This is a genomic window from Rhodococcus sp. NPDC019647 (assembly GCF_044389235.1).
GTDB lineage: Bacteria > Actinomycetota > Actinomycetes > Mycobacteriales > Mycobacteriaceae > Rhodococcus_F > Rhodococcus_F oxybenzonivorans.
The window spans coordinates 214,658-236,329 of sequence record NZ_JBIRXS010000004.1 but is presented as its reverse complement, the minus strand read 5'-3'; the positions used below and the strand labels follow the sequence as shown (position 1 = coordinate 236,329).

Below are 21,672 nucleotides of genomic sequence, written 5' to 3'. Positions count from 1 at the left end.
GTCGGGGCGTCCCACCGTCTTCGTGCGGATGGCTGACGCGGGAGACCTGTATACGTCGTGGCGGTGGTCGAGCGACAGCTATCCCGGTGGAGTGTCGGTCGTCACCGCGACACAATTGGACGCGACTCTCGCCGCCCTGACACCCGCGTTGCCCGATGCCGCTGATCCGGAGAGACTCGAACACGTTCTGACGGCCGGCGCACTCGCCACGTACGACGGGGAGCATGAACTGGCGCAGCAGCTTTCGCGGACTTTTCTCCCGTTCGGTCTCGCCGCGCAACTGTACGAGTTATACACCCGCGGGGTACGGCCTCACATCCGGATCCAGCCGTCACCTCGCGTCGCGCAGGTTCCGTGGGAACTGATCGCGCCGGACGCCCACCTCCGCCTGATCGATTTCGCCGACGTCAGCCTGCTCGCACCACTGAGTATCGTCCACGCCCCCGGGCGCGTCCCGCGCTCTTGGCTCGACACGAGAGAGCGGCCCGTCGTCGCCGTCCTCGATCCACGGGTGCCGGGATATCGCGCGGATTCCGTGCTCGGCTCGGTGCTGGGCCGGATGTCCGGTGACGCTCCCCTGTCCCGTCAGGTCGGCGCCTACGCCGAGCAGAACAGGCTCTTGCCGAACGTGACCGGCCCCGCCGACCTGTTCCGCCGAGAGGACGTAGACCGGGATTGGCTGGGCGACGCGCTCCGGCGCGGTGCCAGCCGCCTGATCTACGTCGGCCATGTGACCGCAGCGGCGCCCGAGTCCGGTCAGAGTGAGCACGCCGAACTGCATCTGGCGTGCCGGGCGGAGACCATCGGGTTCGCGGAGGCGACGCGGGCACACCGACCGCTGTCGGCGAAGGATCTACTGCTGGGAACGCACACCCTTACCGACGATCCCGTGGCGGGACCCGAGTTGTGGCCCATTCCGAGCAGGGTCGCCCTGATCGCCTGCGAGAGCGGCGGTGACCTCCGCTTCGGTGAGGCGCTGGGGCTGGTCTCGGCGATGATCAGCGGCGGTGCCGAACTGGTCACCGCCACTCGATGGGCTCTGCCCACCGACCTCGCCTTCGAACGCCTGGCCGGCGCAGATCCGCGAGAGCGCCCCCTGCAGTCGGCCGTGTGTTCCGTCGATTCCGAACACGAGCAACCGGACGCGGTGAGCGCGCTCTGCGACTGGCAGCGGGAGCGGTCGGCGGCGTGGCGAGAAGAGCGGGCCATCGTCGACTCACCGGTGCTGTGGGGGGCGTTCGCGACGGTGTCCACCGAAACGGACCCAGTGCTGCCCTGATCCGGTGCTGCACGGATCCGGGGTCGAGTGACTGCTCTTCGCTGTACCGTCGGTGTGTCGGATCGCCACGAGGAACAATTTCTGCACAAAGAAGGAGCTTCGCCATGGCCTCACGTCTCAACCCGTACATCAGCTTCGGCGGCAACGCACGAGAGGCGATGGAATTCTACAAGGAGGTGTTCGGCGGTTCGCTGTCGATCAACACCTTCGGAGAATTCGGTGCGCCCGACGCCGAAAGCAGCGACAAGATCATGCACTCGCTGCTCGAAGCCGACAACGGATTCGTGCTGATGGGCGCCGACACCCCTCCCGGGATGCCGCACAATCCCGGTGACAACATCGCGGTGAGTCTTTCCGGCGACGACGGGGACGAACTGCGCGGCTATTGGACAAAGCTGTCGGAGAACGGCACGGTATCCGTCCCCCTGGAGAAGCAGATGTGGGGCGACGAGTTCGGCGCCTGCGTAGACCGGTTCGGCATCTCCTGGATGGTGAACATCACGCAGAAGCAGTGATGCGGGGGTGCGCAACCGTGGATTTTTTCCCCGCCGGGAAGTCGAACGTCCGCAAATGCACTCGTTCCGCGCCGGGGGATGGCAGTATGGGTGGTACGACCGGACCTCGATATGAGCGTTCGGCGGACAGTTGCAGGGAGTTAACGGTATGGCGCAGGGTGTTGTGAAGTGGTTCAACAGCGAAAAGGGATTCGGGTTCATCGCACCGGATGACGGCAGCGCCGACCTTTTCGTTCACTACTCGGAGATCTCGGGCAGCGGCTACAAGTCGCTCGACGAGAACCAGCGTGTGGAGTTCGAGGTCGGCCAGGGACAGAAGGGCCCGCAAGCCCAGAACGTGCATCCCGTCTAAGGATCCAGACGTAACGCAAGGCCGCATCCGATCGTTTCGGGTGCGGCCTTCGCACGTTACGGCGAGGCCTCGAGACGCCTCCTTCCCGGTGCGGGGCGGGGTACCGAATCGTGATGCAGTGCACTCGTATGCCGGGCGGCAAGTGGGTACTCATCCGGTGGTCGTCGCACGACCACGAACGACCGGGCTCCCATGGAGGTGACAGCCGTGAACTTGTACTATCCGCTGGTCATTGTGCTGTATGTAGTGTCGGCCCTGTTGCAGGGCAATCTCGGGACCATTTTCTGAGCGCGACACATCCGTCGTTCCCAGGCGGATCGGTGTCCCGGCTCAGCGCACGAACACTGCCGCCTGCTCTGCGATATCGAGCGCCGTCTGCGGAAGAATGCCCAGCGCGATGGTGACCACGGCGGAGACGGCGACGGCGGCGGTGGTCAGCACGCTGGGGATCACCACGGTGGGCGCGTCGTCCCCCGGCTCCGAGAAGAACATCAGCACGATGACGCGCACGTAGAAGAACGCCGCGATGGCGCTGCTCACGACGCCGACGAGGACGAGCGGGGTGGCGCCGCCCTCGATCGCGGCTTGAAAGACCGCGAACTTGCCGACGAATCCACTGGTCAAGGGGATACCGGCGAAAGCGAGCAGGAACATCGCGAACACCACCCCGACGAGGGGTGAACGTCTACCCAGTCCCGCCCAGCGCGACATCTCCGTGACCTCTCCGTCGGCGTCCCGGACGAGGGTGACCACCGCGAAGGCGCCCAGGGTGCTGAAACCGTAGGCGAGGAGGTAGAACATCGTCGACGACAACCCGGCGTCATTGGCGGCGATGAGACCCGTGAGGATGAAGCCGGCGTGCGTAATCGACGAGTACGCGAGCATGCGTTTCACGTCGGTCTGAGTCACCGCCAGGACGGCACCGACGACCATGGTGAGGATGGCGACCACCCACAGCATGGGCCGCCAGTCGTCGCGGAGACCGGGGAGTGCGACGTAGAAGATGCGGAGCATCGCGCCGAAGGCCGCAATCTTGGTCGCAGCCGCCATGAACGCGGTGATCGAGGTAGGAGCACCCTGGTAAACGTCCGGTATCCACGAATGGAACGGCACCGCACCGACTTTGAACAACAATCCGACAGCGAGCAGTCCGGTGCCGATCAGGGCCAGCCCCTCGTTCCCGGAACGGTCGGCGACGGCATCGGCGATTCCCGCCAGTCGGACGGTCCCGGCGTAGCCGTAGAGCAGTGCCACTCCGTAGAGAAAGAACGCCGAGGAGAAGGCGCCGAGGAGGAAGTACTTGAGCGCGGCCTCCTGGGACAGCAGGCGACGGCGGCGGGCCAGTCCGCACAGCAGGTACAGCGGCAGCGACAGCACCTCGAGGGCGACGAACATGGTGAGAAGGTCGCCCGCAGCCGGAAAGAGCAGCATCCCGCCGATCGCGAGCAATGTGAGGGGGAAGACCTCGGTCTGGGCGGCGCCCGCCTCCTCAGCCTCCCGTTCGGCTGCACTCCCGGGAAGGGCCGCGGCTTGAGGGGCGAAGGCATCCGCCACCACGTCGTCGTCGGCAGTTGACCGGCCGGCACTCACGGCCACACCGGCCGACATCCGCATCCGGTCGAGACCTCGCTCGGCAATCAGCAGGATTGCCGGAATCGAGACCAGCAGAATGGTTCCTTGCAGGAACAGGGTGGGTCCGTCGATGATCACGGCGCCCATGACCGCGGAGCTACGTGTTCCCGCGAGCAGGACGACAGCGACGAACGCCGCCGCGAGACCACCGAGGCTGAGAACGAGATGACTCGTGTACCGGGCTCGGCGCGGCAGGAAGGCCTCGACGAGCACGGCGGCCACGGCGACGCCGAACACGATGAGCATCGGGGAAAGCTGGCCGTACTCGATGTCCGGGGCGGGCGGCGCCGGACTCTGGGCGAGGAAGGTGTCGGAACGCCCGACCCAATATGTACGAGCACTCATGGGTGAGTACCTCCGTCCGGTGCCTGCTCGGCTACGGAGCCGCTGCGGGGGTCGGTGGGAACAGTGGGCGCCGGGTCCTGACGGTCGATCGTCGTGAGGATCTGACCGACGGCGGGGGTGATCACGTCCAGGGCGGGCTTGGGATACACACCGAGGATGATCAGGAGAGCGATGAGGGGTGCGACCACAGCGAGTTCACGGGGCACGAGGTCCCGAACCTTCTCGTTGTCCTCGGTGATCGGACCGGTCATCATCCGCTGGTACAGCCACAGCACGTAGACGGCGGAGAGGACGAGTGCACCGGCCGCGAATACGGCGGCAACCTGGTAGCGCGGGTACGTGCCGACGAGGACGAGGAATTCACTGACGAAGGGTGCCAGCCCGGGCAGGGACAGCGTCGCGAGGCCGGCGACGAGGAAGGTGCCGGCCAGAACGGGTGCCACCTTCTGTACGCCGCCGTAGGCGTCGATGAGGCGCGTGCCACGGCGGGAGATCAGGAATCCGGCGATGAGGAACAATGCGGCAGTGGAGATCCCGTGGTTGACCATGTAGAGCGTCGAGCCGGCCTGACCCTGACTGGTCATGGCGAAGATGCCGAGGATGATGAACCCGAAATGCGAGATCGACGTGTACGCGATCAGCCGCATCATGTCGGTCTGGCCGATGGCGAGCACCGCGCCGTAGAGGATGCCGATGACCGCCAGCGTGGCGATCAGTGGCGCGAACGTCGCGGACGCCTCGGGGAACAGTTGGAGGCAGTACCGCAGCATCGCGAAGGTGCCCACCTTGTCGACGACGGCCATCATCAGCACCGCGCTCGCCGGGGTCGCCTCCACAGCCGCGTCGGGGAGCCAGGAGTGGAACGGCCACAGCGGCGCCTTGACGGCGAAGGCGAACATGAACCCGAGGAACAGTGCATTGAGCACGGCGGGGTCGGCACCGAGTTCCCCCGCGGATGCGGCTGCCACGACCTCTCTGAAGTCGAAAGTTCCGGTGCCCCCGTCGGCGGTCACGACATACAGGCCGATCACTGCGGCGAGCATGATCAGGCCACCGAACAGATTGTACAACAGGAACTTCACCGCGGCATACGAGCGGCGTGCCCCGCCGAAGCCCCCGATGAGGAAGTACATCGGGATGAGCATCGCTTCGAAGAACACGTAGAAGAGCAGGATGTCGAGGGCGGTGAACGACACCAGCACCATCGCCTCGACCATCAGGATCAGCGCCACATACGTATGGGCCACCCGCCGCTGCGTGTAGTCGGGGGCGTCGTGGCCGTCGTTCCAGCCCGCCAGTATCAGCAGCGGTACCAGCACCGCGGTCAACAGCACCAACACAAGCGCGATGCCGTCCAGGCCCAGGGTGTATCCGGTACCGAATGCCGGTATCCACGAATGGGACTCGACGAACTGATACTGCTCGCCGCCCGCATCGAATCCGGCCGCGAGCCCGCACGCGAGAACGAGAACGGCTACCGAAACACCCAGGGCAATCGACTTGGCGAGGTGCCGTCTGGGCGCAGGCACTGCCAGAACCACAGCGGCGCCGACCATCGGTAGCAGCCACAGGACCGTCAGCCAGGGAAAGTTGTTCACCACAGCCTCACCAGCATCATCGTGGCGACCACGAGTGCCGCACCTGTGAACATGGACAGTGCGTACGACCGGACAAACCCGGTCTGCAGGCGCCTGATCAACCCCGACCCCGCACTCACTGCGGCGGCGAAGCCGTTGACCACCCCGTCGACGCCCTTGTTGTCGAAGTACAGCAGTAGCCGGGTCAAGTGCTGGCCGGGGCGCATCACCATCGCCTCGTTGACCGTGTCACCGTAAAGGTCGTTGCGTGCTGCGACGGTCAGCGGGGAGACCGCTACCGGCGCGGTGTCGGGCACTTCCCTCGCGGCATATTGCCGATAGGCCGCGGCAACACCGGCGAGTACGACCACCAGGATGAGGACGGTCATCATCCACACCGGGATCGCTGCTTCTTCGTGGTGAGCGCCGACGACGGGCTCCAGCCAGTTCACCAACGACGACCCGATGGCCAGTGCCGCACCGGAACCGACCGAACCGACCGCGAGGACGATCATCGGAATCGTCATGACCCGGGGCGACTCGTGCGGATGTGCGTCGGCCGCCCAACGCCGATCCCCGAAGAACGTCAGGAGCATGACTCGGGTCATGTAGAAGGCAGTGATTCCGGCGCCGAGCAGTGCTGCGGTCCCGAGGATCACGCCCTTGACGCCCCCGGCAGCGAAGGCCACCTCGATGATCGGGTCCTTGGCGAAAAACCCGGCGAAGGGCGGAATTCCGATGATCGCCAGGTATCCGAGACCGAACGTTGCGAAGGTGATCGGCATGACGCTGCGGAGTCCGCCGTAGCGGCGCATATCGGTCTCGTCGTTCATGGCGTGCATCACCGAGCCGGCTCCGAGGAACAGTCCGGCCTTGAAGAAGCCGTGGGCCAGCAGCAGCATGATCGCGAATGCGTATCCGGCCGGACCGAGTCCGGCGGCCAGCACCATGTATCCGATTTGACTCATGGTGGAGGCGGCCAGCGCCTTCTTGATGTCGTCCTTTGCGCAGCCGATGATCGCCCCGAACAGCAGGGTGGCGGCTCCGACGGTGACGACGGCCAATTGAGCGGTGGGTGCCAGGTCGAAGATCGGCCCGGACCGGACGATGAGGTAGACACCGGCGGTGACCATGGTGGCAGCGTGGATGAGGGCCGACACGGGGGTGGGTCCCTCCATGGCGTCGCCGAGCCACGATTGCAGCGGCAGCTGCGCCGACTTGCCGCAGGCGGCGAGGAGAAGCGTCAATCCGATTGCTGTGGTGATGTTCTGACCCGCAGCCTCCGCGCCGCCGAACACCCCGGCGAAGGAGATCGTGCCGAAGGTCGCGAACATGATCATCATCGCGACGGCCAACCCCATGTCGCCCACCCGGTTGACCACGAAAGCCTTCTTCGCGGCGGTCGCTGCCGTCGGCTTGTACTGCCAGAAGCCGATGAGCAGATAGGAAGCGAGACCGACGCCCTCCCAGCCCACATACAGGCCGAGGTAATTGTCGGCGAGCACCAGCAGGAGCATCGCGGCGAGGAACAGGTTGAGGTAGGCGAAGAACAGGCGCCGACCAGGCGCGGAGCCTGCGGAGTGCCCGAGGTGGTCAGGCGCGGAGCCTGCGGAGTGCACGAGGTGGTCAGGCGCGGGGCCGGTGGTGCGGCCGGCGGGATCGGGGCCGTGGGCCATGTAGCCGATGGAATAGATATGGATCAGCGAACCGACGCCGGTGATCAGCAGCACGAAACAGATGGACAGCTGGTCGAGTTGGAGTCCGAAGTCGACTTGCAGGCCTGCCACGGGAACCCAGCTGAACAGGTTTTGGTGTACCGCGCGATCGGCTTCGTCCGCGCGCAGCATGTCGACGAAGAGCGCGAGGCCCAGCGCGAAGGCGGCCAGCGCGGTTCCGCACCCGAGCAGGTGTCCCCACCTGTTGCTGCGGCGGCCTGTCAAGAGCAAGACGGCAGCACCGAAGAGCGGTAGTGCGGGCAGCAGCCAGACCAGCGACGCAATCCCCCCACTCATGTCAGTACCTCAGCAGGTTGGCGTCGTCGACCGAGGCCGATCGGCGCGAGCGGAAGATGGTCATGATGATCGCCAGTCCGACCACCACTTCGGCCGCTGCGACGACCATGGTGAAGAACGCGAAGACTTGCCCGTCGAGGTTGCCGTGCATCCGGGAGAAGGTGACGAAGGCCAGGTTGGTGGCGTTGAGCATCAATTCGATGCACATGAACACGACGATGGCGTTGCGTCGGAGAAGCACCCCCGCCGCGCCGATCGTGAACAGCAGGGCGGACAGATACAGGTAGTTTTCCGGGTTCATCGTGTGCCCTCCTCACCGAACGCTGTGGACTGTGCCCGCGGGATCCCCTCGCCGTTGTTCTCTTCGGGCACGGCTCCGATGGGGTGACGTCCGCGCTGGTGAAGCACCCGGCTGACCGACAGCCGTGAATACGAACCGTCCGGCAGCAGGGCCGGCATGTCGACGGCGTTGTGCCGTGCGTAGACACCCGGACTCGGTAGGGGGGTGACGTGGGCGTCGGGGGTGTCGCCGACGGTCCGTTCCGCCCATCGACGGAAGCGGTCCTGGGACAGCTCGCGCTGCCCCTTGCGGGTGTCGAACCGCTCGCGATGGGCCAGCACCATGGCGCCGATGGTTGCGGTGATCAGCAATGCACCGGTCAGTTCGAAGGCCCAGACGTACTGCAGGAAGATCAGCTCGGCGAGGCCCTCGACATTCCCGCCGGCGTTGGCCTGCTCCAGATCGGTGAAGCCGGGCCCTTCGGCCGAGCGCGCCCACTGCGTCGACGCATTGCCGAGGCCGCCGATCAGGAGGAGTCCGAACCCGATTGCCGCTGCTATCGCGGCGGTCCGCTGGCCTCGTATCGTTTCGACCAGCGAGTCGGACGAGTCGACGCCGACGAGCATGAGCACGAAGAGGAACAGCATCATGACGGCGCCGGTGTAAACCACGACCTGCACGACACCGAGGAACAGTGCACCCTGGGCGATGTAGAAGATGGCCAGGATGATCATCGTCATGGCGAGGAAGATGGCCGAGTACACCGCCTTCGGCGCAATGACCATTCCCACAGCACCGATGACCACCACCGCGCCGAGGATCCAGAATTGGACGGCCTCCCCCGTCGACGTCCGGGTGAGGGGCTCCGCGGCCAGGATGGCGGAAGACAGGGAAGTCACCACCGCGCCTCTTCTTTCCTGATCGTCTCGCTCACCTCGACCTGCCGTTCGTCGTCTTCGGCTTCCGCGGCAGGTGTGTCTGCGGGCGCCGCCGCCGTCACGGTGCCGCGGTAGTAGTCCTCCGCGGTGGTGCCGGGAGCCATCGGGTGCGGCGGGGCCGTCATGTCCGGCTGGAGAGGCGCGAGTAGCCGGTCCTTGTCGTAGATGAGATCGGCCCGGTTGTCGTCGGCCATTTCATACTCGTTGGTCATCGTCAGCGCCCGTGTGGGGCACGCTTCGATGCAGAGCCCACAGCCGATGCAGCGCAGGTAGTTGATCTGATACACCCGGCCGTACCGCTCACCCGGTGAATAGCGCTCCGACGCCGTGTTGTCGGCACCCTCCACATAGATGGCGTCGGCGGGGCACGCCCAGGCGCACAGTTCGCACCCGATGCACTTCTCCAACCCGTCCGGGTGACGGTTGAGCTGGTGCCGGCCGTGGTAGCGGGGAGCGGTCGGGGTCTTCTCCTCCGGGTAGTACTCGGTGTTCGGTTTCTTGAACATCGTCGAGAACGTCACTCCGAAACCGGCAATGGGGTCGAGGAACTTAGACATCGCTGTCCTCCCTGTTCATTCGAGCGGAGCCTGCGGAACGACCCACGGTGACGGGGGTGCGTGGGGGCACCGGTGAGCGCTGGCCGGGCAACGGCGGCACCGGGAAACCTCCGGCCATGGGGTCGAACGTGCCAGCCGCAGGAACGTCTTCTCCGGCTCCGCGCGTCGCATCGTGGTCGGGTACACGGGTTTGCCTGCGTCGGAGTCGGTTCCACAGCATGGCGAACACCACCAGCCCGAGGATCACACCGGCGGTGACGAGGGCGACCGGCCAGAAGTCGTACCCTTCGTTGCGGAAGGCCCGCACCGTCGCGACGATCATGATCCACACCAGCGACACCGGTATCAGTATCTTCCAGCCCATGTTCATGAACTGGTCGTAGCGCAGTCGCGGAAGCGTGCCCCGCAACCAGATGAACACGAACAGGAATCCCCAGACCTTCAGGGTGAACCACAGCACGGGCAGCCAGCCCGAATTGGCGCCGTCCCACATGTTGAAGGGCCACGGCGCATGCCAGCCACCGAGGAACAAGGTGGTGGCGAGCGCTGACACCGTCACCATGTTCACGTATTCGGCGAGCATGAACATGGCGAATTTCAGCGAGGAGTACTCGGTGTGGAATCCGCCGACGAGTTCGCCCTCGGCCTCGGGCAGGTCGAACGGGGCGCGGTTCGTCTCCCCCACCATCGAGGTGACATAGATGAGGAATGAGGGGAGCAACAGAAAGACGTACCAGATTCGGTCTTGCGCCGCCACGATCCCCGACGTGGACATCGTGCCCGCATGCAGGAACACGGCGGCGAACGACAGCGCCATCGCGATCTCGTACGAGATCACCTGCGCGGTCGAGCGCAGCCCACCGAGCAGTGGGTACGTGGAGCCCGACGCCCACCCGGCCAAGACGATCCCGTAGACGCCGACCGAGGTGACCGCCAGGACGTAGAGGACGGCCACGGGGAGGTCGGTCAGCTGAAGTGCCGTGCGGTGGCCGAGGATCGAGACTTCCGGGCCGAACGGGATGACGGCGAAGGCCATGAACGCGGGCACCGCGGCGATGATCGGCGCAAGCAGATAAATAGGCTTGTCGACGCCTTTCGGGGTGATGCCCTCCTTCAGCGCCAGCTTGACCCCGTCGGCGAGGCTCTGCAGCATGCCCCCGGGTCCCACCCGATTGGGGCCGATCCGCATCTGCATCCGGGCCATGACCTTGCGCTCGGCGAGGATCGCGATCAGCGGAGTCAGGATGAGGAACACGAAGACGGCGAGGGCCTTCCCGAGGGTCAGCCACCACGGGTCGTGGCCGAACAACGTCGGGTCGGGATAGTCGAGCGACAGAACGGTCACGAGACCTCCTCGGGCGCATTCGTCGGCGACGACCGCGTCGCCTCGGCACCGACGGCGTTCGCGACGCGGACGACGCTTCCCATCGGGGCTGCGAGTTGCCGGAAGACTGCGGATTCCGGCGAGTTGAGGGGAAGCCACACCACTCGATCGGGCAGATCGGTGACAACCAGCGGGAGGGTGACCGATCCCCGGTCGGTGCTCACGGTTACCGAGGAACCCTCGGCGGCACCGATTTCGGCGGCCGACGCGGCCGACAACCGGACAACCGGTGTTCGAGCGGTCCCGGCCAGATGGGGTTCCCCGTCCTGCAGACGTCCGGAATCGAGGAGCATCCGCCAAGTTGCCAGAACCGCTTCACCGGGTCCGGCCTGGGGCGTCGCCCGCGGAGAATACGCGGGCCCGGCCGGTCGCTCCCCGTCCCAGCGGTCGAGCCGCCCCAGTTCCGCGCGTGCCGCCGCAGCATCCGGCAGTCCGAGCCGGATGTTCATCTCGGAAGCGAGGGCATCGAGGACCCGTTGGTCGGGCATGGCCCCTGTCCCGCGCAGGGCCGCCTCGAACACGCGCGGCCTACCCTCCCAGTCGAGGAAGGTGCCCGGTTTCTCCACCACTGGTGCCACGGGGAAGACCACGTCCGCCCGCTCGGTCACCTCGCTGCTGCGCAATTCCAGACTGACGACGAAGTCCGCCGCCTCGACTGCCGACAGGGCGGCCCGCGGATCGGGCAGATCGCTGACCTCTACCCCGGCAATCACCAGTGCACCGAGCGTGCCTGCTGCTGCCGCGGCCAGAATTTCTGCTGTTCCACGACCGGGAGTCGACGGCAGTTCGTGCACGTTCCACATTTCCGCCACCTGTCGACGGGACTCCGGATCGTCGAGAGGCCGACCCCCGGGTAGAAGTGTGGGCAGGACGCCTGCGTCGACCGCACCCCGTTCACCGGCCCGCCGCGGCACCCATGCCAGGCGAGCTCCCGTGGCGTCGGCGAGGCGCGCGGCGGCGGAGAGCCCACCGGGAACGGTCGCAAGGCGCTCACCGACCAGGATGACCGCACCGGATTGGCGCAACGCCTCCGCGAGTGCCGCGCCCTGTTCGTCGAGTCTCGTCTCCGGGTGGGAGACGAGCGCGTCGAGCAACGCCGCCTCCTCTCCCGGCACCGCACGCAGCAACCGGCCTGACATTTTCGTCAGACTGCGGGTGGTGAAGGGCGCAATCGAGTACACGCTGTGCCCGCTCTTGCGTACGGCCTTGCGGAGCCGCAAGAAGATGATGGGCGACTCCTCTTCGGGCTCGAACGCGACGAGCAGGACGGCCGGTGCCTTCTCCAGATCGTCGTAGGTCACTTCCAGTCCGCGGCCCGCGACCCGTGCCGCCAGGAACTCGGCCTCTTCTGCCGAATGCGCGCGAATCCTGAAGTCGATGTCATTGGAATCGAGCGCAACCCGGGCGAATTTGGCGTAGGCGTACGCGTCTTCTACCGTGGCCCGCCCGCCGACGAGAACCCCCGCATTTCCGCGCGCGGCCGCCAACCCCCGGGCCGCGACCGAAAGGGCTTCCGGCCACGAAGCCGGCACCAGAGCACCCGTGTCATCGCGAACCAATGGGGTAGTGAGACGGTCGCTCTCGGTGGCGTAGGTAAAGGCCCACCGCCCCTTGTCGCAATTCCATTCCTCGTTGACCTCCGGATCGTCACCGGCCAACCGTCGTAGCACTTTGCCGCGGCGATCGTCGGTGCGCTGCGCGCAACCGCTCGAGCAGTGCTCGCAGACACTCGGGCTGGAGACGAGGTCGAACGGACGCGCCCGGAACCGGTAGGCGGCACCGGTCAGCGCACCGACCGGACAAATCTGTACGGTGTTGCCGGAAAAATACGACTCGAACGGTTCCTTGGCATAGATGCCGACCTGCTGCAGCGCACCCCGCTCCTGAAGTTCGATGAACGGATCGCCGGCAACCTGCTGGGAGAAACGCGTGCACCGGGCACAGAGCACGCACCGCTCCCGGTCCAGCAACACCTGCGAGGACAGTGGGATCGGCTTGGGAAAGGTGCGTTTGACTTCTTCGAAACGAGACTCCGTACGCCCGTTCGACATGGCCTGATTCTGCAGAGGACACTCGCCGCCCTTGTCGCAGACCGGGCAGTCGAGCGGATGGTTGATCAGCAACAACTCCATCACACCCTTCTGCGCCTTGTCGGCGGCAGCCGAGGTGAGCTGAGTGCGAACCACCATGCCGTCGGTGACGGTGGTCGTGCAGGAGGCCAACGGCTTCCGCTGCCCCTCCACGTCGACCAGACACTGTCGGCATGCGCCGACCGGATCGAGCAGCGGGTGATCACAGAAACGCGGAATCTGGATACCGGCAAGCTCGGCGGCACGAATGACCAACGTGCCCTTGGGAACGCTGAGATCGACGCCGTCGATGACAAGGCTCACCTCGTTCGTGGGCACTGGGGGTGCGTCTTTGCTCGCTGCGCTCGCAGGCACCTGGGCTGTCACGCGGGAACTCCTGCCATGAGAGTTGACTGGTGCGGATCGAATGGGCAGCCGCCCTGTTCGAAGTGCGCGAGATACTCGTCCCGGAAGTACTTCAGGGAAGACATGATCGGGCTTGCCGCTCCGTCACCGAGGGCGCAGAACGACTTTCCGAGGATGTTGTCGGAAATGTCGAGCAACTTCTCGAGGTCGGTCTCGGAACCGCCCCCGCTTTCGAGTCGCTGCAAAATCTGCACCAGCCAGTACGTACCTTCCCGGCAGGGCGTGCACTTGCCGCATGATTCGTGGGCATAGAATTCGGTCCAGCGCAGCACCGCGCGCACCACACAGGTGGTTTCGTCGAACAGCTGTAAAGCCTTGGTGCCGAGCATTGATCCTGCAGCACCCACGCCTTCGTAGTCGAGCGGAACGTCGAGGTGCTCGTCGGTGAACATCGGGGTCGACGAACCACCCGGGGTCCAGAATTTCAGCTGATGCCCGGCGCGTATTCCCCCCGCATATTCCAAGAGCTCCCGCAACGTGATGCCGAGCGGCGCCTCGTACTGCCCGGGCCGGCTGACGTGTCCGGACAGCGAATAGAGAGTGAAACCGGGTGACTTTTCGGTGCCCATCGAACGGAACCACTCGACCCCGTTCTGCAGAATCGGCGGCACGCTCGCGATCGATTCGACGTTGTTGACGACCGTCGGGCAGGCGTACAACCCGGCCACCGCGGGGAATGGGGGGCGCAAACGGGGTTGTCCGCGACGGCCTTCCAGGGAATCGAGTTGAGCAGTTTCCTCACCGCAAATGTACGCGCCGGCGCCCGCGTGGACGACGAGGTCGAGGTCGTACCCGCTGCCGAGAATGTTGCGGCCCAGGTACCCGGCGGCGTACGCCTCGGATACCGCGGCTTGCAGGCGACGCAGCACAGGCACCACTTCACCGCGCAGATAGATGAAGGCGTGACTGGCGCGAATGGCGTACGCGGCGATGATGACGCCCTCGACGAGTGCGTGTGGGGTGGCCAGCATCAACGGAATGTCCTTGCAGGTGCCGGGCTCGGATTCATCCGCATTGACCACCAGATAGTGCGGTTTGGCGTCGTCCTGTGGAATGAAACCCCACTTCACCCCGGTCGGGAATCCGGCACCACCACGACCCCGCAGTCCCGAGTCCTTGATCGTGTCGATGACCTCGTCCGGCTGCATCTTCAGCGCTTTGCGCAGCGCCTCGTACCCGTCGTGGCGGTGGTAGGTGTCGAGAGTCCAGGACTGGGGGTCGTCCCAGTACCGGCTGAGGACAGGAGTCAGCGGCACCTCAGTCTCCCTTACGTGTCGGGTCGGTCCCGGAGGTGGATTGATGCGGCGGCGTCGGCTCGGACGGTGCGGGAGCCGGCTTGTCCTTCGTCGACTCCGTCGCCAACGGCTTGCCGATCTCGGCGTGCGGCCCCGACCCCGACGGCCCGGCCGGCGGGGAAGGCGCATCCATGTCGAGTTCTCGGGCGACGTGCAACCCGGCCAGGGTGGCAGGGCCGGCGCCGCCGCCGGCTTCCAACGCTCCCGGTCGCTCGTCGGGGAATCCGGCGAGCACGCGAGCTGTCTCGCGGAACGTGCACAGCGGCGCTCCCCGGCTGGGTGTCACCTTCTCACCGGATCGCAGCGAATCCACCAGCGTGCGGGCCGACTCCGGGGTCTGGTTGTCGAAAAATTCCCAGTTGACCATCACCACAGGAGCAAAGTCGCAGGCCGCGTTGCATTCGATGTGCTCCACCGTGACCTTGCCGTCCGGCGTCGTCTCACCCGGTCGCACACCGAGGTGATCCTCGAGCGCCGCAAGGATCGCGTCACCGCCCATGATCGCGCACAATGTGTTGGTACAGACCCCGACGAAGTAGTCGCCGGTCGGAGAGCGCCGGTACATCGAATAGAAGGTGGCCACCGCCGCCACCTCGGCCCCGGTGAGACCGAGCTGATCGGCGCAGAAGTCCACACCCGCCGGACTGATGTACCCGTCCTCCGCCTGCACCAGGTGCAGCAGGGGCAGCAACGCGGACCGGGCAGTGTTCTGCGGTCGCTCTCCTGGCCCCGCCCCGGGCTTCGGGTAGCGGCCGATGATCTCCGCGGCCTCTCCGTCCAGCCTTGCCCGCACCTCCGGCGGATAACTCTCCCGCGCACCCGGCCACACGAGCTGGTTGTTCTCCTCGGGCCGTGGTCCGAACTCCACGAACACCGGTGTGCTCTTGCTTGCTGCGGTCGCCGGCGCCGGACTCTGACTTCTCGGCAGGGCGCTCATCGGTCCACTCCGCCCATGACGGGATCGATGCTGGCGACCGCGGCGATCACGTCCGACACCATGCCGCCCTCACACATGGCGGCCACCGCCTGCAGGTTGGTGAACGAGGGGTCGCGGTAGTGCACCCGATACGGGCGGGTGCCACCGTCGCTGACCATGTGCACGCCCAGTTCTCCTCGCGGCGATTCCACCGCCACATAGACCTGGCCGGGCGGCACCCGGAAACCCTCGGTCACCAACTTGAAATGGTGGATCAACCCCTCCATCGAGGTGTCCATGATCTTGCGCACGTGCCTGGTGGAGTTTCCCAATCCGTCACGATCCAACGCCAGATCCGCCGGCCAGGCGATCTTCCTGTCCTCGATCATGATGGGCCCGGGGCGTAACCGGTCGAGGCACTGCTCGACGATCTTGAGCGACTCCTTCATCTCGTCCACCCGAATCAGATACCGGCCGTACGCATCACAACCGGTATGGGTACAGACGTCGAACTCATAATTCTCGTACCCACAGTAAGGTTCCGACTTCCGCAGGTCGTGCGGCAAACCGGTGGCACGAAGCATCGGACCGGTGATCCCCAGCGCCATACAACCCGTGAGATCCAAATAGCCGATCCCCTCGGTGCGGGCCTTCCAGATCCGGTTCTCGTTGAGCAGGTTCTCCATATCCCGAATCCGTGACGGCAGCACCGTCAGCAACTCACGAACCTTCTCGACAGCACCGGCCGGAAGATCCTGAGCCAACCCACCCGGCCGGATGAAAGCATGATTCATCCGAAGACCGGTGATGGTCTCGAAAACATCCAGAATCAGCTCCCGCTCACGGAAACCGAACAACATCGCGGTGACGGCACCCAATTCCATGCCACCCGTCGCCAACGCCACCAAATGCGACGAAATGCGGTTGAGTTCCATCAGCATCACCCGGACAACCGTGGCCCGCTCCGGGATCTCGTCGGTGACACCCAGCAACTTCTCCACGCCCAGGCAGTACGCCGCCTCATTGAAAAACGGAGACAAATAATCCATCCGCGTCACGAACGTGACACCCTGAGTCCAATTGCGGTACTCCAGGTTCTTCTCGATCCCCGTGTGCAAGTAGCCGATTCCACAGCGCGCCTCGGTGACCGTCTCACCCTCGATCTCCAGGATGAGCCTCAAAACACCATGCGTAGAGGGATGCTGAGGTCCCATGTTGACGACGATCCGCTCCTCGCCCGTCCCCTGCGCGGTACCCTCCGCAGGCACCCTCGCCGCCGCGAGGATCTCGTCCCAATCCTGCCCGGCGACAGTGACCATCACCTCCGGTCGCTCCGCCCGCGCCCCACCCTCGCCCATCAGTTGTACCCCCTCCGCTCATCGGGCGGCGCTATCTCCGCACCCTTGAACTCCACAGGAATACCGCCCAGCGGATAGTCCTTCCGCTGCGGATGACCCGACCAGTCATCAGGCATCTCGATCCGAGTCAACGACGGATGACCATCGAACACAATGCCGAAAAAGTCGAACGCCTCCCGCTCATGCCAATCATTCGTCGGATACACCCCATACAACGACGGCACATGCGGATCCGCATCCGGCAACGCCACCTCCACACGAACCCGGCGATTATGCGTAATCGACATCAACGGATACACCGCATGCAGCTCCCGACCCACCTCCTGCGGGTAATGCACCCCACTGACCCCCAAACACAACTCGAAACGCAACGACGGATCATCCCGCAACGCCCGCGCCACCTCCCGCAAAAACTCCCGGCGAACATGGAACGTCAACTCATCCCGGAAAACGACAACCCGCTCGATCGCGTCCCCCACACCCCGCTCCGCCAACGCCGCCCCAAGGGCATCCGCCACCTCATCGAAATACCCACCAAACGGGCGAGGAGAACTGCCCGGCAACGCCACCGGACTCACCAACCGCCCATACCCCGACGTATCCCCACTGCCCCGCACACCGAACATCCCGCGGCGAACGCTGATCACTTCAGAAACACTGCTCGCTTCGCTCGCGGGTGCTCGGCCTGTATCGCGAACCCTTCCCTCGTCACTCACTCGCTACGCTCCCTCGCTCCTCAGTCCAGGCTCCGCGGGCCGAGCACAACACAGCCACACGGCTCGGTTCGCTTTCTGCGGTCATCGGAGTAGGCCCTTCATCTCGATCGTCGGAGTGACGGCCAGGGCGGCCTCCTCCGCCGCACGTACCGCCTCTTCACGGTTCACGCCCAGCGGCATTTCCTGGATCTTCTCGTGCAACTTCAAGATGGCGTGCAGCAACATCTCCGGCCGCGGAGGGCAGCCCGGCAGATAAATGTCCACCGGCACCACGTGGTCGACGCCCTGGACGATGGCGTAGTTGTTGAACATGCCCCCCGAGGAGGCACAGACACCCATTGCCAGCACCCACTTCGGCTCCGCCATCTGGTCGTAGATCTGGCGCAGCACCGGCGCCATCTTCTGGCTGACCCGGCCGGCGACGATCATCAGGTCGGCCTGCCGCGGAGACGCCCGGAATGCTTCCATCCCGAATCGGGCAATATCGAACCGGCCGGCACTGGTGGCCATCATCTCGATCGCGCAGCACGCGAGGCCGAAAGTCGCGGGCCACAGGGAGCCCTTCCGTACGTAACCGGCCAGACCTTCCACCGTGCTCAGCAGAAAGCCGCTCGGCACCTTCTCCTCGATACCCATATCCGACTCTTCCTACTTCCGGTTTCGCTATTCATCCGCTTCGCGGCCCGTCAGATGCGAGCGCTGCGAGCGATCGAAAAGACACCTAATCCCAACTGAGACCGCCCCGCCGCCACTCGTACACATAGGCCACCGCAGCGCTGAAAATGAAGAGAGCCATAGCAACGAGACCGAAGAAGCCGAGGGCATCGAAATGGATCGCCCACGGATAAAGGAACACGATCTCGATATCGAAAATGATGAACAACATGGCGGTCAGGTAGTACTTCACGGGAAAACGGCCGCCACCCACCGGTTGCGGGGTGGGGTCGATTCCGCATTCGTAGGCGTCGAGCTTGGCCCGGTTGTAGCGCTTCGGACCGACAACCGACGCCAAGATCACCGATACGACCGCGAATGCGACAGCAATTGCTCCGAGCACGAGAATCGGCACGTAGACGTTCATGCGCTGAGCACCTCCCTGCGAAGCCTGGCCGCGATACCCCATCTCCTCGAGCCGAGAATCCCTCAGCGCGTAGATATGTGAGTTGAGACACAGACTACCGGTTTCGGCGATCTTGTCTCGGTTTCAGCGCCCGCAGTTCCCCAGAGATTTACGCGGGTGTAATTCCCCAGGGCCGCATCGGTCACACGACAGCTCACGCAGGGCAGGTCACAGGGCAAAGATGCTGGTCAAGCGGATTTCATGCACTGATGGCACCCGTCCCGAGAAGCGAGGTTCGGAGAGCCGACCCTAAGACGAGATACGCGTGCGGAGCAGCGCGACGACCGCCTCGCCGAGCCTGATCGGGTCGATCGGGTGAGGAACCGCAGCCTCGGCCCGCGACCAGTTGGCCAGCCACGCGTCGTCAGCTCGCCCGGTCAGCACGAGCACGGGCGGGCACGGGTCGATCTCGTCTTTCAACTGCTTGGCGATCCCCATTCCGCCGACCGGGGATGCCTCACCGTCCAGGATGGCCAAGTCGATTTTGCCCGCATCCAAGTGCTGGATCACCACCGGTCCGGTCGCCACTTCCACGTACTCGAGATCCGGCAGATCGGGATGCGGACGCATACCCAGAGCCGACACGACCTGCCGACGTGTGTTCGGGTCGTCGCTGTAGACGAGGACGCGCAGCGAGGTGGGGCGGCTGGGACGGGCGGTCGCGTCGGTCACGGACCCGATGCTACCGGCCGGCTACGGCCGGATCGCGTTGCTTTCGCCGATGATCCGGCACGGACGAGGTGGTGGAGCGCGCCACCCGGGGCCGCCCAGCAGAGCACCCGCACCGGCGTCGAGCACCGCTACCGGCGCCGCGTCACATCCGTCAGGATGGATACACGATCTCGAACGACGACGATCGAACGGACGGTACGGCCATGAGGCGTTTCGCGTCGACATTGCTGGTGGTGCTCGCACTGTGCGCTGTGGCGGTTGCCCTGTTCTATTTCACGTCCCGGACGCCGCAGGACACCGCCGCGCGGCCGATGGAGGACAAGGCGTTCATGATCGACGGCAGACCGATGACCTGCCGTGAACTCTTTCCGCCGGGCTGCGACTTCGACCTGCAGTATTCGTACAACCAGTGGGGAGAACGGCTCGACAGTTTCGTCGATACCAGCGACCTCGGGCCCTACGCGCGGGACATCGGGTTCGCGGCGTCGGCGAAGCTGAGCCTCCAAGCCTGCCGACTCTCGGAGACGTCGGGAAAGACGATCCTCGAGTTCGTCGAACTCGCTCGACGTGACCATCCGGAGGCCGGCAGCCCCCAGGTGTTCCCCTTCTGGAACCGCGCACGTCAGTTCCTCTGCCCCGGGGTGTGACTCGGCGCGGTGGCCAGTTCCTGCCCGGACGGACCCTGAGCGAGGACCCCTTCTGTTTACCCATGACGGCTGCGGGTACCACGACCTCCATGGCGACCAACACCGCGCGAGACGTTGAGCACCGTGCCTCCGAGACCGCCACCCCCGGGGGTGGTCCGACGGTTTCGGGACTCGAGGCACTTCGCATCGCGGCAGTACTCGGCTTCACCCCGATCGCTGCCGGTGTCATCGCGCGGCGTCCCTCGATGATGGCCGTCCTGGAGCGACTCGGCGCCGATGCGCCCACCGTGCCCTTCGTGCGCCGGCTGCGGGAGCGCTATGGGCCGGGACCGCTGCAACTACAGCTTCCGAAGCGGCGGCTGGCAGTAGTGTTGACCGGCGACGATGCGGGTCGAGTCCTCGACGGCACACCCGAACCGTTCAACCCCGCCAACCGGGAGAAGAAGGGTGCACTGTCGCCCTTCCAACCGCACGGCGTGCTGATCTCGGAGGGACACGTTCGACAGCAACGAAGGCGCATCAACGAGGAGGCTCTCGACACCTCACACGCGATGCATCACCTGGCCGATCCGATGGTCGAGGTGATCCGGCACGAGATCGCCGCCCTGCTGACGTCCGCGCAGTCGAAGGGAACACTCGACAACGACGAGTTCACCCGCACGTGGTGGCGGATGGTCCGCCAGATCGTCCTGGGAAAGTCGGCTCGCGACGACCACGCGGTCACCGATCAGCTACACAAGCTTCGGGCCAACGGCAATTGGTCTTATTTCATTCCACCGCCACGCAAGCTCCGTGACCGGTTCATCGAAAGCCTGTACTCCTACGTCGACAAGGCCGAGCCTGGATCAGTGGTCAGTTCCCTGGCCGCCCTACCGGCCGGAGGGGCCATCGACCCGGTCGGCCAGATACCGCACTGGCTCTTCGCTTTCGATGCGGCGGGCATCGCCGCCAGTCGCGCTCTGGCACTGCTGTCCACACACCCGGAGCAGCGTCGGCTCGCCCGCGAGGAGGTTGCCGCCTGGGATACGACAGTGCCCCAGCAGTACCCGTATCTTCGCGCGTGCGTGCTCGAGTCGGTGCGGTTGTGGCCGACGACGCCAACCATTCTGCGGGACTCCACCCGCGACACCACGTGGGGTTCCGGCGACGGCGAGTTCACCATTCCCGCTGGTACCGCCTTCATGATCCTCGCCCCCGCCTTCCACCGTGATGACCGAACGTTCTCGTTCGCCAACGGCTTCGCGCCGGAGGTCTGGCTCGACGGGACTGCGCAGTCCCGCCCCGAACTGGTGCCTTTCAGCGCCGGCCCCGCCGAATGCCCGGGCCGCAACCTCGTGTTGTTCGTGACGAGCACCGTGCTGGCGTTGATGCTGGAGGCCGTCGAGTTCGAGCTCACCTCCACCCCCGCACTGACGCCGGGTCAGCCACTGCCCCCGACCCTGAACAACTTCGGACTCCGCTTCCGCGTCACCTCGGCGTAAGGGGTCGACGCTTCTTTCCGCGGAGTCACTGCGTTCTGCCGCCGTCTCGTTCTGATCTCCTGGGCGGCCTCTGTCCGAATCAGCCCGACGCCTCCTTCGGC

At 65.4% G+C, this 21,672-nt stretch carries 20 protein-coding genes; 5 read left to right on the top strand and 15 right to left on the bottom strand.

Annotated elements, in window-relative coordinates:
- Positions 1-28 precede the first annotated feature (28 nt).
- The 3 genes from ACH49N_RS11145 (at position 29) to ACH49N_RS11135 (ending at position 2,146) form a co-directional block, all read left to right on the top strand.
- Complete coding sequence (locus ACH49N_RS11145; protein ID WP_358272423.1) at positions 29-1,279, top strand: CHAT domain-containing protein; 1,251 nt, start codon at positions 29-31, stop codon at positions 1,277-1,279.
- Positions 1,280-1,383: 104 nt separating this feature from the next.
- A complete protein-coding gene (locus tag ACH49N_RS11140; RefSeq protein WP_358272425.1) occupies positions 1,384-1,794 on the top strand; it encodes a VOC family protein in 411 nt (136 codons plus the stop codon).
- Between the two features lie 148 nt (positions 1,795-1,942).
- Positions 1,943-2,146 carry a cold-shock protein gene (locus ACH49N_RS11135; RefSeq protein ID WP_109334475.1) on the top strand — a complete coding sequence of 68 codons (204 nt, stop codon included), beginning with the start codon at positions 1,943-1,945 and terminating at the stop codon, positions 2,144-2,146.
- A 330-nt stretch (positions 2,147-2,476) separates the two neighbouring features.
- Here ACH49N_RS11135 and nuoN read toward each other — a convergent pair whose 3' ends face one another.
- From nuoN to ACH49N_RS11060, 15 genes are all read right to left on the bottom strand, one after another.
- Positions 2,477-4,123, bottom strand: coding sequence for an NADH-quinone oxidoreductase subunit NuoN (nuoN, locus tag ACH49N_RS11130; RefSeq protein ID WP_358272427.1), 1,647 nt, complete (start codon positions 4,121-4,123; stop codon positions 2,477-2,479).
- Positions 4,120-5,721 carry an NADH-quinone oxidoreductase subunit M gene (locus tag ACH49N_RS11125; RefSeq protein WP_358272429.1) on the bottom strand — a complete coding sequence of 534 codons (1,602 nt, stop codon included), beginning with the start codon at positions 5,719-5,721 and terminating at the stop codon, positions 4,120-4,122. Before ACH49N_RS11125 ends, nuoN begins: the two co-directional genes overlap by 4 nt.
- Positions 5,718-7,712 carry an NADH-quinone oxidoreductase subunit L gene (gene nuoL / locus ACH49N_RS11120; RefSeq protein WP_358272431.1) on the bottom strand — a complete coding sequence of 665 codons (1,995 nt, stop codon included), beginning with the start codon at positions 7,710-7,712 and terminating at the stop codon, positions 5,718-5,720. The genes ACH49N_RS11125 and nuoL overlap by 4 nt, the downstream gene beginning before the upstream one ends.
- 1 nt (position 7,713) lies before the next feature.
- Positions 7,714-8,013, bottom strand: coding sequence for an NADH-quinone oxidoreductase subunit NuoK (gene nuoK / locus ACH49N_RS11115; protein ID WP_109334483.1), 300 nt, complete (start codon positions 8,011-8,013; stop codon positions 7,714-7,716).
- Positions 8,010-8,894, bottom strand: coding sequence for an NADH-quinone oxidoreductase subunit J (locus tag ACH49N_RS11110; RefSeq protein ID WP_358272432.1), 885 nt, complete (start codon positions 8,892-8,894; stop codon positions 8,010-8,012). Before ACH49N_RS11110 ends, nuoK begins: the two co-directional genes overlap by 4 nt.
- Entirely contained in the window at positions 8,888-9,487 is a 600-nt protein-coding gene (gene nuoI, locus ACH49N_RS11105) for an NADH-quinone oxidoreductase subunit NuoI (protein ID WP_250767042.1), read from the bottom strand. Before nuoI ends, ACH49N_RS11110 begins: the two co-directional genes overlap by 7 nt.
- Positions 9,480-10,823 carry an NADH-quinone oxidoreductase subunit NuoH gene (gene nuoH / locus ACH49N_RS11100; RefSeq protein WP_397504542.1) on the bottom strand — a complete coding sequence of 448 codons (1,344 nt, stop codon included), beginning with the start codon at positions 10,821-10,823 and terminating at the stop codon, positions 9,480-9,482. Before nuoH ends, nuoI begins: the two co-directional genes overlap by 8 nt.
- A gap of 5 nt (positions 10,824-10,828) precedes the next feature.
- Positions 10,829-13,315: an NADH-quinone oxidoreductase subunit G gene (locus ACH49N_RS11095; protein WP_358272661.1), complete on the bottom strand. Its 2,487-nt coding sequence runs from the start codon at positions 13,313-13,315 to the stop codon at positions 10,829-10,831.
- 8 nt (positions 13,316-13,323) lie between these two features.
- Positions 13,324-14,622, bottom strand: a complete 1,299-nt coding sequence (gene nuoF / locus ACH49N_RS11090) for an NADH-quinone oxidoreductase subunit NuoF (protein WP_109334489.1) — start codon at positions 14,620-14,622, stop codon at positions 13,324-13,326.
- A gap of 1 nt (position 14,623) precedes the next feature.
- Positions 14,624-15,598: an NADH-quinone oxidoreductase subunit NuoE gene (gene nuoE, locus ACH49N_RS11085; RefSeq protein ID WP_358272435.1), complete on the bottom strand. Its 975-nt coding sequence runs from the start codon at positions 15,596-15,598 to the stop codon at positions 14,624-14,626.
- The gene (gene nuoD / locus ACH49N_RS11080; RefSeq protein ID WP_358272437.1) at positions 15,595-16,935 is read right to left on the bottom strand and encodes an NADH dehydrogenase (quinone) subunit D; all 1,341 of its coding nucleotides are present in this window, start codon (positions 16,933-16,935) and stop codon (positions 15,595-15,597) included. Before nuoD ends, nuoE begins: the two co-directional genes overlap by 4 nt.
- Positions 16,935-17,561, bottom strand: coding sequence for an NADH-quinone oxidoreductase subunit C (locus tag ACH49N_RS11075; protein WP_397504503.1), 627 nt, complete (start codon positions 17,559-17,561; stop codon positions 16,935-16,937). The genes nuoD and ACH49N_RS11075 overlap by 1 nt, the downstream gene beginning before the upstream one ends.
- A gap of 171 nt (positions 17,562-17,732) precedes the next feature.
- Positions 17,733-18,287, bottom strand: a complete 555-nt coding sequence (locus tag ACH49N_RS11070) for an NADH-quinone oxidoreductase subunit B family protein (RefSeq protein WP_109334497.1) — start codon at positions 18,285-18,287, stop codon at positions 17,733-17,735.
- 85 nt (positions 18,288-18,372) lie between these two features.
- Positions 18,373-18,732, bottom strand: a complete 360-nt coding sequence (locus ACH49N_RS11065) for an NADH-quinone oxidoreductase subunit A (protein ID WP_109335456.1) — start codon at positions 18,730-18,732, stop codon at positions 18,373-18,375.
- A gap of 288 nt (positions 18,733-19,020) precedes the next feature.
- A complete protein-coding gene (locus ACH49N_RS11060) occupies positions 19,021-19,443 on the bottom strand; it encodes a hypothetical protein (RefSeq protein WP_358272439.1) in 423 nt (140 codons plus the stop codon).
- A gap of 203 nt (positions 19,444-19,646) precedes the next feature.
- On the opposite strand from ACH49N_RS11060, the gene ACH49N_RS11055 reads away from it, so the two are divergent.
- Both ACH49N_RS11055 and ACH49N_RS11050 read left to right on the top strand, forming a co-directional pair.
- Positions 19,647-20,090: a hypothetical protein gene (locus tag ACH49N_RS11055; RefSeq protein ID WP_358272440.1), complete on the top strand. Its 444-nt coding sequence runs from the start codon at positions 19,647-19,649 to the stop codon at positions 20,088-20,090.
- Between the two features lie 89 nt (positions 20,091-20,179).
- Positions 20,180-21,571, top strand: coding sequence for a cytochrome P450 (locus ACH49N_RS11050; protein ID WP_358272442.1), 1,392 nt, complete (start codon positions 20,180-20,182; stop codon positions 21,569-21,571).
- Positions 21,572-21,672 lie beyond the last annotated feature (101 nt).

Excerpts from the sequence above, each read along its gene's own strand:
- ACH49N_RS11145 (WP_358272423.1), top strand. The coding sequence starts at position 29 with ATGGCTGACGCGGGAGACCTGTATACGTCGTGGCGGTGGTCGAGCGAC.
- ACH49N_RS11140 (WP_358272425.1), top strand. The coding sequence starts at position 1,384 with ATGGCCTCACGTCTCAACCCGTACATCAGCTTCGGCGGCAACGCACGA.
- ACH49N_RS11135 (WP_109334475.1), top strand. The coding sequence starts at position 1,943 with ATGGCGCAGGGTGTTGTGAAGTGGTTCAACAGCGAAAAGGGATTCGGG.
- nuoN (WP_358272427.1), bottom strand. The coding sequence starts at position 4,123 with ATGAGTGCTCGTACATATTGGGTCGGGCGTTCCGACACCTTCCTCGCC.
- nuoL (WP_358272431.1), bottom strand. The coding sequence starts at position 7,712 with ATGAGTGGGGGGATTGCGTCGCTGGTCTGGCTGCTGCCCGCACTACCG.
- nuoK (WP_109334483.1), bottom strand. The coding sequence starts at position 8,013 with ATGAACCCGGAAAACTACCTGTATCTGTCCGCCCTGCTGTTCACGATC.
- nuoI (WP_250767042.1), bottom strand. The coding sequence starts at position 9,487 with ATGTCTAAGTTCCTCGACCCCATTGCCGGTTTCGGAGTGACGTTCTCG.
- nuoE (WP_358272435.1), bottom strand. The coding sequence starts at position 15,598 with ATGAGCGCCCTGCCGAGAAGTCAGAGTCCGGCGCCGGCGACCGCAGCA.
- nuoD (WP_358272437.1), bottom strand. The coding sequence starts at position 16,935 with ATGGGCGAGGGTGGGGCGCGGGCGGAGCGACCGGAGGTGATGGTCACT.
- ACH49N_RS11075 (WP_397504503.1), bottom strand. The coding sequence starts at position 17,561 with ATGTTCGGTGTGCGGGGCAGTGGGGATACGTCGGGGTATGGGCGGTTG.
- ACH49N_RS11070 (WP_109334497.1), bottom strand. The coding sequence starts at position 18,287 with ATGGGTATCGAGGAGAAGGTGCCGAGCGGCTTTCTGCTGAGCACGGTG.
- ACH49N_RS11065 (WP_109335456.1), bottom strand. The coding sequence starts at position 18,732 with ATGAACGTCTACGTGCCGATTCTCGTGCTCGGAGCAATTGCTGTCGCA.
- ACH49N_RS11055 (WP_358272440.1), top strand. The coding sequence starts at position 19,647 with ATGAGGCGTTTCGCGTCGACATTGCTGGTGGTGCTCGCACTGTGCGCT.
- ACH49N_RS11050 (WP_358272442.1), top strand. The coding sequence starts at position 20,180 with ATGGCGACCAACACCGCGCGAGACGTTGAGCACCGTGCCTCCGAGACC.